This window comes from Enterobacter sp. PL_is514 (assembly GCF_055816715.1).
In genome coordinates this window covers 221739-234697 of record NZ_JBVPGN010000034.1, presented here as the reverse complement: position 1 = coordinate 234697, position 12959 = coordinate 221739, and the positions used below count along the sequence as shown (strand labels likewise).

11 protein-coding genes are annotated in these 12959 nt (G+C 59.7%); 7 read left to right on the top strand and 4 right to left on the bottom strand.

Features of this window, described 5'->3' with window-relative positions; all coding sequences use genetic code 11:
• Window positions 1–14 precede the first annotated feature (14 nt).
• Window positions 15–362 (top strand): HNH nuclease YajD, encoded by a 348-nt coding sequence (gene yajD / locus AC0TNG_RS16750; protein WP_003857471.1) that lies wholly within the window; start codon window positions 15–17, stop codon window positions 360–362.
• 35 nt (window positions 363–397) lie between these two features.
• On the opposite strand, the gene AC0TNG_RS16745 is transcribed toward yajD, so the two are convergent.
• Window positions 398–1183, bottom strand: a complete 786-nt coding sequence (locus AC0TNG_RS16745) for a MipA/OmpV family protein (RefSeq protein WP_248164251.1) — start codon at window positions 1181–1183, stop codon at window positions 398–400.
• A gap of 124 nt (window positions 1184–1307) precedes the next feature.
• Here AC0TNG_RS16745 and AC0TNG_RS16740 point away from each other — a divergent pair, with 124 nt between their 5' ends.
• The 4 genes from AC0TNG_RS16740 to AC0TNG_RS16725 all read left to right on the top strand — a co-directional run bounded on the left by AC0TNG_RS16740 (window position 1308) and on the right by AC0TNG_RS16725 (window position 7497).
• Window positions 1308–2003 (top strand): response regulator, encoded by a 696-nt coding sequence (locus AC0TNG_RS16740; RefSeq protein WP_048991176.1) that lies wholly within the window; start codon window positions 1308–1310, stop codon window positions 2001–2003.
• Window positions 2000–3196, top strand: a complete 1197-nt coding sequence (locus tag AC0TNG_RS16735) for a sensor histidine kinase (protein ID WP_248164248.1) — start codon at window positions 2000–2002, stop codon at window positions 3194–3196. The genes AC0TNG_RS16740 and AC0TNG_RS16735 overlap by 4 nt, the downstream gene beginning before the upstream one ends.
• A gap of 78 nt (window positions 3197–3274) precedes the next feature.
• Entirely contained in the window at window positions 3275–4423 is a 1149-nt protein-coding gene (locus tag AC0TNG_RS16730) for an efflux RND transporter periplasmic adaptor subunit (protein WP_473712780.1), read from the top strand.
• Window positions 4420–7497, top strand: a complete 3078-nt coding sequence (locus AC0TNG_RS16725) for an efflux RND transporter permease subunit (RefSeq protein ID WP_473712779.1) — start codon at window positions 4420–4422, stop codon at window positions 7495–7497. Before AC0TNG_RS16730 ends, AC0TNG_RS16725 begins: the two co-directional genes overlap by 4 nt.
• 22 nt (window positions 7498–7519) lie before the next feature.
• Here the strand turns inward: AC0TNG_RS16725 and AC0TNG_RS16720 are convergent, their stop codons facing one another.
• Entirely contained in the window at window positions 7520–8287 is a 768-nt protein-coding gene (locus AC0TNG_RS16720) for an arylamine N-acetyltransferase family protein (protein ID WP_024909154.1), read from the bottom strand.
• A 96-nt stretch (window positions 8288–8383) separates the two neighbouring features.
• Here AC0TNG_RS16720 and AC0TNG_RS16715 point away from each other — a divergent pair, with 96 nt between their 5' ends.
• A complete protein-coding gene (locus tag AC0TNG_RS16715; protein WP_473702420.1) occupies window positions 8384–9838 on the top strand; it encodes an aminotransferase-like domain-containing protein in 1455 nt (484 codons plus the stop codon).
• On the opposite strand, the gene AC0TNG_RS16710 is transcribed toward AC0TNG_RS16715, so the two are convergent.
• Window positions 9810–10694, bottom strand: coding sequence for a LysR family transcriptional regulator (locus tag AC0TNG_RS16710; RefSeq protein WP_032645435.1), 885 nt, complete (start codon window positions 10692–10694; stop codon window positions 9810–9812). The two genes, AC0TNG_RS16715 and AC0TNG_RS16710, sit on opposite strands and share 29 nt — an antisense overlap.
• 128 nt (window positions 10695–10822) lie before the next feature.
• Between AC0TNG_RS16710 and AC0TNG_RS16705 the strand changes: the two genes are divergently transcribed.
• A complete protein-coding gene (locus AC0TNG_RS16705; protein WP_463726617.1) occupies window positions 10823–11803 on the top strand; it encodes an NAD(P)H-dependent flavin oxidoreductase in 981 nt (326 codons plus the stop codon).
• Between the two features lie 40 nt (window positions 11804–11843).
• Here AC0TNG_RS16705 and AC0TNG_RS16700 read toward each other — a convergent pair whose 3' ends face one another.
• Window positions 11844–12899, bottom strand: a complete 1056-nt coding sequence (locus AC0TNG_RS16700; protein WP_463726616.1) for an SDR family oxidoreductase — start codon at window positions 12897–12899, stop codon at window positions 11844–11846.
• Between the last annotated feature and the right edge of the window lie 60 nt (window positions 12900–12959).

Below are 12959 nucleotides of genomic sequence, written 5' to 3'. Positions count from 1 at the left end.
AGGTAAAACCGGCAATGGCTCTGATCCCTAAAAACTACGCGCGGCTGGAAAGCGGCTATCGCGAAAAAGCATTAAAAATCTATCCATGGGTGTGTGGACGCTGCTCGCGCGAGTTTGTCTATTCCAATCTGCGTGAACTCACGGTTCACCATATCGATCACGACCATACCAATAACCCGGAAGATGGCAGCAACTGGGAGCTGTTGTGCCTGTTTTGCCACGATCACGAGCATTCGAAATACACCGAAGCGGATCAGTACGGCACCACCGTGGTCGCCGGGGAAGACGCGCAAAAAGACGTGGGCGTCGCCACGTTTAACCCGTTTGCCGATTTAAAAGCGATGATGGATAAGAAGAAGTAATCCTCTTCCCCTCGCTCACATCGTGCTCTGCGAATTTAAAATGTCCAGGTGATAGCGGCGGTTGCAGACCCCTCGTTGCGCCGCATCACGATCGGGCTGTTATTCGCACGATCGCTAAGCCAGGTATAGTCCGCGCTCAGGACCGTCCCCCAGTGAGCATCGAACTGATGGCTCCAGGTCAGGCTGGTGTCGACGCCATAAAATCCACCCGGCGCTGAATAGCGGCGATATCCGGTGCGGCGGCTCTGCTGCTCGCTGACCCCATACCACGTATTCAGATAACGGCTGTCGCCAAACAGGGCCGCAGACTGCAAGGCGACCGTGTCCTGGTTATTTTGTAAAGGGATTAGCGTCACGGAGGCCTGATAGCTTACCCCCTGGCTGTCCGTTAACGGCAGCGTCGCTTTGCCTTCCATACTCAGCCATGGCGCGGCCTGCCAGCCTACGGCAAGGCCGGTATTCAGGGTGGCATCAATGTCCCCCATCCCTTTCAGATTGTTTGCCCCCTCACGCCAGCCAGAATTTTTCTCAGCCCTTCCGAAGTCGTAGCCCAGCGTTTGTTCGAAATACCAACCGCTGTCGTTTTGCAGGTCATATCCCACCCCTTTTTGCGCATCAATAAAGAAAGCGCCTTTACGACCCTGCAGTACCGGAACCACCTGCCACACCTGCTTGTCTGAGCCTGAGTAACGCGGGGCATACTGCCCTCCCAGCCCGACGGTTAAGGAATCGGACGCGGTGCCATCATCCGCCTGCACGCCAGACGTCACGACCATCAGAAGCTGGACGGACATATACAGGACTTTTTTTATCGCTATCATACTGCTCTCCATACAGACGCTGGCGTCTCCTGATTCAGGGGCGACCACACAATGTTGGCGCAGTATGATTTGGCTGAATCAATGAATCGTCGGGATAGTGTTAAGAAATGGTCAAGGTGAACGGATGTTGTCCAGAAGAGTGCTGATTATTGAAGATGACGCCGATGCGGCTGGCGTGCTCGAAGCCTATTTACGGCGTGAAAATTACGACGTGACCATTACCGGGGACGGTCTTTCCGGCCTGGATATGGCGCAGCGGTGGAAGCCCGACCTCATTCTGCTGGACGTAATGCTGCCGGGGCTTAACGGCACCGAGGTGCTGGCGGGCCTGCGTCGTAAAAGCGATGTGCCGGTGATTATGGTTACGGCCATGGGGGATACTCCCGATCGCATTGGCGCCCTGCGTTACGGTGCCGATGATTACGTTGTGAAGCCTTATCATCCGGGCGAAGTGGTGGCGCGGGTGCAGGCGGTGCTGCGGCGCAGCAGTAAAAAAGAGACAGACGAAGCGATCCTTCGCTGGCAAACGCTGGAGGTGGATGTCGCCGCCATTGTGGCGAGCGTGGATAACGGCGACGACGCCCCCGTGATGCTCGATCTTACGCCAACGGAATTCTCGCTTCTGGCAACGCTGCTGCGTTCTCCTGCGCACCCGTTCTCCCGCCAGTATTTACTGGAACACTGCTTGCCGGAAAGCGAGGCGCTGGAGCGCGTGGTGGACACCCATATTTATAACCTGCGTAAAAAACTCGAAGCGGCGGGTATTTCCGGCGTGCTGATCAACGTTCGCGGCGTGGGTTACAGGTTCAGACAGCCATGATAAAAAACCGACACGCCTCTCTGTGGCGCTGGATTTGCGCACGCATTTTAGCGCTGGCCATCGGCAGCGTGATCGTCATTGCCACCTGCATGTGGCTGCGCTATGCGGTACAAAACTACTGGATCATGGGCAAGATGCCGCCAGCGGTCCGGCAGGAGTTTCTTACGCTCAGCCAGAACCCGCAGGCCAATCCGGCCCGCTTCCACACGATTGTGGACACATGGTGGGGCCTGAGCTATTCCACGCCGTCTATCGCCTCAGCCGACTGGGTCACGGTAGCCCTGCTGGTGCTGGTAATGATCCCGTTTATTGTGGTAATGGGGCTAAAACACGCCCGCCCGCTGGCGCTACAGTTCAGCCGACTTCGCGATGCGGCAAAGGATGTCGCCGAAGGTCAGTTTGGCCGTCAGGCAGAGCTGATCAAAGATGCACCGGCGGAAATGGTCAGCTTTGCGGCCGACTTTAACTCCATGACGGGACAACTCGCCCGCTATGAAAAAGAGCTCCGCGCCTCGCACGTTGCGATGGCGCACGAGCTGCGATCGCCCCTGACGGCCGCCATCGGACGTCTGCAGGGCATGTTAGACGGCGTGTTTGATGCCAGCCCGGCGCAGCTGGGCATGGTGATGAAACAGCTCCAGCACCTCAACCGCCTCACCGATGAGCTCCACCTTCTCTCTCTGGCAGACGCGGGTAACCTTGTGCTGGAGGACCAGCCGTTCTGTCTGGATGAGCTGATTCAGGAGCGGGCTGCCTGGATCATGCCCCAGGCGGATGCGCATCATTTCAGGATAACGCTGCGTAACCCGCACACCAGCCCCTTCCGGGGCGATGCGTTCCGTATGGGACAGGTCGTTACCATCCTCATGGAAAATGCGCTACGTTACGGACGCGAAGGCGGCCACCTTGAGGTGGCGCTGCACTACGCCAGCGGGCATTACACCCTCGAATTTACCGATGACGGGCCGGGCGTATCGCCCCAGTTTTTACCGGAAATGTTTAAACGCTTTAGCCGCGAGGAGCAGTCCCGCGCGCGGCATTCCGGCGGCAGCGGCCTCGGATTGTCCATCGCCCGGGCTATTTGCCAGGCGCATGGGGGTGAGATTAGCGCGTCATTACCGGAAACCGGCGGCCTCTCGGTGCGCATTTTGTTGCCCTGGCATCCCTCCGATAATGAAAATTTCCACTCTTGATAAAGCCTTGACAGAACATCGAATCTTTCTCGACGTAGCGCGCATTTAATAACGCCATTCCCTTTATGGAGCGGCGTTATGTCAGACGATTTTTTTCTCTCCCTCCGCCACTGCCTGCATCATTTGTACGGCGTGGCGCGCACCCTTTCCTGGCTGCATTTTCTTCCCCTGGCCCTGCTTGCGCTGGCGATTTTTCCGCTGACCGGCTGCGGTGATAAACACGAAAATAAGCCCAACCCTGTGCGAACGGTACGCTACGTCGTCGTTGGCACCGCCCACTCCCTTCCCGCGCTGGAAAGAACCGGTGAGATCCATGCCCACGATGAAACGACCCTGAGCTTTCGTACCGGGGGGCGGATACTGACGCGTAGCGTCGATATTGGTGACAGTGTCACCGCCGGACAGCTGCTGGCCACGCTTGACAATACGACCGGGCAAAACCAGCTCGACGGCGCTGAGGCCGATTATGAAGGCGCCAAAGCCTCAGCGCAGGTCGCCGCGCTTAACGTCAGTCGCATGCAAAAGCTCATGCCAACGGGTGCGATAGCCCGCACGCAGCTCGACAGCGCCCGTGCGGACTGGCTTGTCGCCCGCGCGCGCTTAAAAAGCAGCGAGGCCGCGTGGCGAAATGCCCGCGAAAGCCTCGGCTGGACGCGCCTGAACGCGCCACAAGCGGGCGTCATTACGGCCGTGAACGCCTCTGCGGGACAGGTGGTCAGCGACGGTCAGTCCGTGCTGACGCTGGCAACCGGGGAAGTCCGCGACGTGGTGTTTGATATTGCCGCGCCCGATACGATCCCGCCTCTGGATAAGGCGGTTTTGCAGGTTTCCCTGCTCAGCGCACCGTCGGTACAGGCGTCTGCCCTACTGCGGGATATCACACCGCAGGCCGATCCTCAGACCCGCACCTGGCGCGTCAGGGCCACCCTGCAAAACCCGCCGGCGGCCATGGCGCTGGGTGCCAGCGTTACCGTCACGTTGCCATCGTCAGCCCCGCACGGGTACACCCTTCCCGCGTCCGCGCTGACCCGTGCCGGCGACAAACCGGCGGTTTTTGTGATTACCCCGCAGTCGCGGGCGCAGCTGCGCGTGGTGGTACCCGCGAGCTATACGGCCTCCTCCGTCATGATTGCCTCCGGCCTTGAGCCAGGCGATCGGGTGATTACGGCGGGCGTGAGCACATTGCGGTTCGGCGAGCCGGTGATGCCCGGAGAGGTTCAGCCATGAACACAGGACAGGAAGCCAAATTTAACCTCTCCGCCTGGGCGCTGAAGAACCAGCAGATGGTCAGCTTTTTCATGCTGCTGGTGATTGCGATGGGCGTGTTCTGCTATGAAAAGCTGCCGCGTAACGAAGATCCGGCTTTCACCATTAAAACGGCCGTCGTCTCCGCGCAGTGGCCGGGAGCCTCCGTGACGGATACCACCCGCCTGCTGACCGATACGCTTGAAAAAAAGCTGCAGGAAACGCCCTGGCTGGACTATCTCGAAAGTGAAACCCGGGCCGGACGCACCGTTATCCACGTCAACCTCCGTGACGATACGCCCCCGCAAAGCGTGCCGGACATCTGGTATCAGGTTCGCAAAAAAATGCAGGACATCGCGCCGTCCCTGCCTGAAGGGGTGCAGGGTCCTGACGTAGACGACGAGTTTGACGACACGTTCGGCACAATTTATGCCTTTATTCCCGAAGGTTTCACCCTGCGGGAGGTGCGGGTTCGCGCAGAGACAATACGGCGCGAGCTGATGTCCCTGTCGGATATGGGTAAAACCACCCTGCTGGGCGAACAGCAGGAGCAGTGGGTTCTCGCCTTTTCTCCGGCGCGCCTGGCCGGTATGGGGCTGGATATTCAGACGGTCGCCGACGCCCTCCGGGCGCAAAACGCCGTTGTCCCGGCAGGAACGATGCGTACCGGGCAGGAGAACATGGCGATAAAGGTCAGCGGTGCGCTCACGACCGAAGAGAGTTTACGCGCCGTCACGCTGCACGTTAACAATCGCTATATCCCGCTAACCGACATTGCCACCGTCACCCGGGAAATCGCCGAGCCACCGGCCCCGGCCTACCGGGTGAACGGCAAACCGGCTATCGGGCTGGCGGTCTCGATGGCGCCGACAGGCAACATGCTGCGTTTCGGTGCTGCGCTGAATGCAAAAATGGCGACCCTCAGCGCCGGGCTGCCGCACGGTATCGAGATGGTGAAAGTCGCCGATCAGTCAGCGGTGGTGAGTGATGCGGTAAGCGGGTTTATCCGGGTGCTTATCGAAGCCGTTGTTATCGTGCTGGCGGTCTCATTTGTCTCGCTGGGTTTACGGGCCGGACTGGTGGTGGCGACGGCCATCCCGCTGGTGCTCGCCATGACGTTTGCCGGCATGATGTTCGCAGGCATCGGCCTTCAGCGTATCTCGCTCGGGGCGCTGATCATTGCCCTGGGCCTGCTGGTGGATGACGCCATGATCGCCGTCGAAACGATGGTCTCCCGGCTGGAAGCCGGGGATTCCCGTCGGCATGCGGCCACCCATGCATTCAAAACGACGGCCTTCCCGATGCTCACCGGTACCCTGGTGATGATTGCCGGCTTTATTCCCGTTGGTTTTGCGGCCTCCAGCGCCGGTGAATACTGCTTTTCCCTGTTTGCGGTGGTGCTCATCGCCCTGCTCTGTTCCTGGGCTGTCGCGATCCTGTTTTCGCCGTTGACGGGTACGTGGCTGCTGCCGGAAAAAGTCAGACATCACGCGGCGGGCCCCGGAAAGATCGCGCGCGGGTACGGACGGCTTTTACGCCTGGCACTGCGTCACCGGGTCGCTACCGTGCTGCTCGCCCTTTCCGCGCTGGGGCTGTCCGTGTACGGCACGACGTTTATGCAGGGCGAGTTTTTCCCCGCCTCGGACCGGCCTGAGCTGCTGGTCAGCCTGACGCTTCCGGCCAACGCGTCGCAGGCGGAAACGTTAAGAGAGGTGGAAAAGCTGGAAAAGGCGTTGGTCGGCAACGGCAACATCGATCGCTACTCGACCTACGTCGGGTCGGGCGCCATCCGTTTTTACCTGCCGATGGACGTGCTGCTGGAAAATGAGAATATCGCCCAGATGGTTGTGGTGGCTAAAGACCTTGAGGCGCGGGATCGTCTGCATGCGCAGCTCAACAGGATCCTGGCGACGCAGTTTAGCGACATCATCACGCGGGTGTCGCCCCTTGAGCTGGGGCCGCCCGTCGGCTGGCCAATCAAATACCGGGTGAGCGGGCCCGATTATCTGCAGGTCCGGGCGTTTGCGAACCGTCTCACGGACGCGATTGGGCAGTCCCCGTACTCACGCGACGTTAACCAGACGGCCGGAGAGCCGGAGAGAGTCATCACCCTTGAGGTGAATCAGACGGCGGCCAGGGCGGCGGGAATATCGTCAGAAAATCTCGCCCGCACGCTGAATACCGTCTGGTCCGGCAGCGTTGTCACGTCCATCAGAGATAACGACCGCCTTGTCGACGTGGTGCTCCGGGCCACGGACGATGAACGTCACAGCACCGCCACCCTCTCCTCACTCACGATTCAGGGGAACGACGGTAAAAAAATTCCGCTCAGCGCCGTCGCGACGCCGGTCTGGGGCGTGGACGATCCGGTCATCTGGCGTCGCCAGCGCGTGCCCTTTATCACGGTGCAAACGGATCTTGCCCCGGGGCTGAAGGCTGAAGCGGTATCCGCGGCGCTGCGTCCGGCGGTGGATAAACTGCGCGCGAACCTGCCGGCAGGTTACAGCATTGAAGAAGGCGGCGCGGTTGCCGAATCGGATAAGGGGAACAGCTCCGTCTTTACCGTTCTTCCGGTAACGCTGGTCATCATGCTGTTGCTGCTGATGCTTCAGCTGCGGCAATATTCCCGGATGCTGCTGGCCCTCCTGATGGCCCCGTTTGGTTTACCGGGGATCGTGCTGGCTATGCTGCCCGGCGGAACGCCGATGGGGTTTGTCGCGCTGCTGGGCGTTATCGCCCTGGCGGGGATGATCGTGCGGAACGCGGTGATATTGATTAGCGAGGTTGACAGCAATATTGCTCAGGGGATGACAAACGATGCCGCGATTATGGCGGCTGCGGAACACCGGGCCAGACCCATCTGTCTGACCGCCTGTGCCGCCATTCTGGGCATGATCCCCATTTCTCACCAGGTCTTCTGGGGTCCAATGGCCTATGCCATCATCGGCGGGCTGCTGGTTGCGACGCTGGTGACGCTGACCGTGTTACCCGCGTCGTTTAGCCTGCTGTTACAGTGGGGCGCTCAGCGCAAAGCCACAGAAGATGAACTGCGCTGAGGCTCCACCGTTTCCCGGCTGATTACGCGGCGGTCAGTGCAAAACGGTCTTTCAGGACCTGGTGGATTTCATCCTCCGCCAGCTGCCGCGTTTCAGTGCCGTTCGCGGTGATGGTTTTCAGCATATCGCCCAGTAAAATCTGACGTCCTTCCGGGCTGTGCTGCACCACCACCCGCTTCTGCACAAAGATCGCATCCGGATGCGTGGAGTTAAGGTAGTTGGCCGGGACGAAATCAATCCATTCCTGAGGCGTGAGATCAAAGCCGTATTGCCGGGCCCACTCTCCCTCCACCTTCGCCTCAAGCAGATATTCGCCCTCCGCACTGCGGCTTAGTCGGAACGTGTCGAAATCCTGCGTGATATCCACATCAAGCGTGTCCAGCGCCATCGGCGCACGAATGCCGTAGCTGCCGAACCCGAGGTCGCAAAGCCACTGTCGGCTCTCCACCTCGGCAATCAACGCCATATGGGTTTTCGGCCGCCGCGCGGGGTAGAACATCGGGCGCGCCGCCACGAAACGGTAAGGTATCCCTAACGCCGCCAGCGCCATGGCAAAAAGCCCGTTTACCTCATAGCAGTAGCCGCCGCGCCCCTGCGTTAACACCTTATCGGCAATGTCGTCTGGCGCCAGCGAGACAATTTTACCCGCCTGCACGTCCAGATTTTCAAAGGGAACGGAAAAGAGCTGATGACGCATCAGCGCATGCAGGGTGGCCGTATCGGCAGCCGCTGGTCCGGTGTAGTTTATGCGTTTGAAATAGGTGGAAATGTTGAAATTATCGCTGTGCATAATGCCTCCTTGTCCTGAACATGCCGGACACTATAGATGGCGCGCATCATTGGCTGTATAGTCAGTTTTATCGAAAATTAGCCTGAACAGATACCCATGTCTGCCCCGTCCCAGTCGTCCCCACACTATCGCCGAATTGCCGAGATGCTGCGCCTCACGCTGACGTCTGGCGCGCTGCGCGCCGGTGACAGGATGATCTCCGCGCGTAAACTGGCCGAGCGCGAGCACGTTAGCCTTCCGACGGCGCTGGAGGCCCTTCGCTGCCTCGAGGCTGAAGGGCTGATCGTTGCGCGCCCGCGTTCAGGTTACTACATCCGCCAGACCAACCTGTCACCGCGCGTGGAGCCCGCGCGCTCCTCACCCGGCCCGGTCCCCGTCACCCTATCCGCCGTGGCCCGGTCGCTGTTCAGCAGTGCAGAAGCCCGGCTTATCCCGCTGGGCGCCGCCCTGCCCGATCCCGCGTGGCTGCCAGGAGACGCGCTGCAGCGGGCGTTGCACTCCGCGGGCCGTCGTCTGGAAGCGCATGGACAGAGCTACAGCCTGCCCCCGGGAAGAGCAGACCTACGAAGTAAGATTGCCGCGCGCTCTGCGCAATGGGGAGCCCGGTTCAGCGCGGACGATCTCATTATCACCTCGGGCGCGACGCAGGCGCTGCGCCTGGCACTTCGGGCCGTGTGTCAGCCAGGTGATGTGGTGGCAATTGAGCAGCCCGCCTACTTTGGCACGCTCCTGCTGCTGGAGGATTTAGGCCTGAAGGCCTTAGAAATCCCCACCGATCCTGCTGAAGGCCTGCTGCTGGAACCGCTGGCTGACGCCATTCGCTGCCATCGCCCCGCTGCCGTCCTGGCCTCACCCACCGTGCAAAACCCGTTGGGTGCCAGCATGCCCGTCGCACGCAAGCAGGAACTGGTTGCCCTGCTTGAAGAGGCAGAAATTCCGTTGATTGAGGACGATGTTTACGGAGATCTGGTCGGTGAGGGGCAACGTCCTCCGGCCTGCAAGGCGTTCGACCAGAGCGGGAATGTGATTTACTGCAGCTCCCTGTCTAAAACGCTTGCGCCGGGGTGGCGAATCGGCTGGATTGCCGCCGGACGCTACCACACGCAGGTCTTGCAGGCCCGCATGGCCGGAGACTGGGCAGGTGCACCGCTGCTGGAAGCCGCGACGAGCGAGATGCTGGCAAGCGGCGACTACGACCGTCACCTGCGGCGGCTAAAGCGGCGTATCGCGGAGGGAATAGCCGCCGTCGTGGCGCGGGTCGAGGCCAGTTTTCCCCCCGGAACCCGCGTTAGTGTACCCGCAGCCGGTTTCCTGCTGTGGGTAGAACTGCCTCAGCAGGTCAACGCCCTGGAGGTGCATCGTCGCGCGCTGGCGCTGGGTATTGGCGTCAGCCCCGGTCCCCTGTTTTCTCCTGGCGCAGAACTCACGCACTTTCTGCGGCTAAACTGCGCAAACGAGCCGACGCCCTGCCTGCTCAATGCCGTAGGGCAGATTGGGGCCCTATGCCATGAACTGGCCACTTTCACACCAGACTCTCCAGCCACTCGGTAAATACCCGCACTTTGCGGGAGAGGTGACGGTGTGGGTAGAGCAGTGACAGCTTGCGGTCCGGCGAGCGATAGGCTGGCAGGACCTCAACCAGCAGGCCGCGGTCAATGTAAGGCTGGAGAAAGAGATTCATCCCCTGCATTACCCCGAGCCCGGCCAGGCCTGCCGCGATGTAGGCCTCGGAGTTATCCACCACCAGCTTACCGGGTAGCGCGATCTCCGCGACGCCCTCTGGCGTGGTAAACGTCCACGGCTGAATGTGCCTGCTGCTGTTGTTAATCCAGTTGATGGCCTGATGCTTGCGTAAATCATCCGGCGTTTCTGGCGTACCGTGTTTTGCCAGCCAGGCCGGGCTGGCGCAGGTCGTGATTTTAATGTTCCCGACTTTACGCGCGATATAATCGCCGTCGTCCAGCTCGCCCACCCGCAGCACGCAGTCCAGGCCATCCCGCAGCATATCCCGACGGCGGTCAGAGCTGCTCAGAATGATGTCGATCTCGGGATGCTGACGATAAAAATCAGGCAGATTGGGTATCACCCGCAGCGTGGCAAAAGAGACCGGCATATCCACACGCAGCTGACCGTGTATTGCCCGGTCCGTACCAAACGACTCCAGCAATTCGTCCGCCTGCGCCAGCAGGGGTTTACTCTGGCGATAGAACGCCTCCCCATCCGGCGTCAGGCTAATTCGACGCGTTGTGCGCTGCAGGAGCCGCGTGCCGCTGTGTTGCTCCAGAAGCTGTAACGCTTTGGTGACTGCAGGGCGATGGACCTGCAGATTCTCCGCCGCCTGGGTAAGACTACCTGACTCGACAATTTCAATAAAAATTCGAATAGATTCAAAGAGATTTATTTGCATAAAGGATTTCAAACCGCGAACGGGATATTGTTATTGATTTTATAACAGTGATGAATCTTTTGGGCTATTTTTCCTAACAATATTGCCCCCTACACTCTCCTCCATCCAAACGTAAGGGAGAGTCTGCTATGAAAAATAACCGTATCTGTCAGATCCTGGGTATCGAAAAGCCTGTTATTCAGGGGCCGTTATCCTGGCTTACCGATGCCCGTTTAGTTGCCGCGGTCAGCAATGCCGGCGGGCTCGGTGTGCTGGGACCCAATGCAGGCTTAACCGCCGACACCGCGGTCTCCACGCCGGAGGAGACCGCCGAAAAAATGCGCGAAGAAATTCGTAAAACCAAACGGCTGACCGAAAAACCGTTTGGCGTGAACCTGATCCCCACCGCCGTTAATGACGTCTGGACTGGACCAATTCTTAAGGTGGTAAAAGAGGAAGGCGTCAGGGCCGTGGTGTATACAGGCTATGGGGAAGGCAGCATTATTCCCTCGCTGTTCAGCGAGTTAAAAGAGGCAGGGATCGCTATTATCTACCGCGACATCAATCCCACGCCGGAAAACACCCGTCTCGCAGAAGATCTGGGGGCAGACATTATCGTCGCCACCGGTTTTGATGAGGGCGGAACGTTACCCGCAACGGCGCTTGGCACCTTTTCCATCGTGCCGCTGATTGCCGATGCCGTGAAGCACATCCCGGTGATGGCCGCGGGCGGTATTACCGATAATCGCACCGCCAGAGCAGCGCATGCGTTAGGTGCGGAAGGCGTGTTTGCCGGATCGGTCTTTATCAGTACCGAAGAAAGCCGCGTGCCGCAGGGGGTCAAAGAGAAAATTGTTGCCGCCAACGGCCTGGACTTGCTGCTTTTTCGCACCGTGCCCCATTACTACCGCGCGCTTCCCGGCAAGCTGGCGGAAAAACTGGCATCGATGGATAAAGCAGGCGCAAGCAACGACGCGCTGGGCAAGGCGATGGGAGGATTACGGGGCCTGCGTCTGGGCATGCTGGAAAATAACACCGATGAAGGCTATATCGCGCTCGGCACGGGGATTGGGAATATCCGCAGCGTGAAAAGCGTGGCCGAGATCGTCAATCTGTTAGCGGTTGAGTAAGCCCTCGGCGTCCTGATGGTTATCAGGACGCCCTGTGTTCTCAGGGAATAATCCGCGCGGCTCTCAGCTGCGCAAACAGGCGGAAAAACATCTCATCGGTCGCCTGCATTTGCGTAAAGCCCGCCCTGCGCAGCTTGCTCCCGTCACCGAACATGTCGTAATCCCAGCTAAAGACAAAATCGGCAAACCGCCCGTCGCTTAGCTGCAAAATATCCGCTTCCACCAGCCGCTCTTCGGCAAGCTCGCGCCATACGCCGCGATAGTCGTTAAACAGCTGATGAAATGACAACCTCACCGGCGGCGCAGAGTCCAGTTCAAACCAGCGTGCGATGCGCGGCCACAGCTCGCTCCAGCGCCAGATATCGCCATTGTTTACGTTGAAGGCCTGATTCTGTGCCGCAGGTGACGTGGCGGCCCACCGCGTTGCCTCGGCCAGCAGCCCGGCGTCGGTATGGTCAACAATGCTGCGCCAGGTCTGTTCTGAACCGGGAAAACGCAGCGGTAAACCCAGCGCCTTACACAGGGAGGCGTACAGAGCGATGCTCAGCGCAAGATTCATGGCATTGCCCGGCACCGCGCTCCCCACCACGCCCGGCCTGATGGCATTCCAGTGCCAGCCTTTCCCCCGCTGAAACTGGCTGAGCCACGTGAGCTGCGCGGCGTTAAATTCGGCACCCGCTACGCCGGGATCGCTTTCCCGCGCCGGGGTTTTAAACGGCCCCAGATGCGCACCGTAGACTTTGTAGCCCTGCATCAGGCTTACCGTCTGCAGCGGTGCCGCTGTTTCGAGGGTGCTGACCAGGTTACGCAGCATGGTGACGTTCGGCTCAACCATGTCTGCCCAGTTCGCCGCGTTCGCCCAGGCGCTGTAAAAGATGTGGGTGACTCCGTCCAGGGCGTGCAGCGCCCGTGCAGTGTCCTGCGCATCCAGTAAATCGACGTTCACCACGGGGATGCCGTCAGGATGAGATGCGGCATGGCGGCTAAGGCCGATCACCTCCCACTGATGGTGCAGGAGCGTGTTGACCAGCTGCCTGCCGACAATGCCGCTGGCGCCCGCGACCAGGGCGACGTTGTGTTGCTGCATCTTATTCATGATGTTTCTCCGGAAAGGGTGACAGACGCAGTGTGATATATTATTTTTTCTGTAGATATC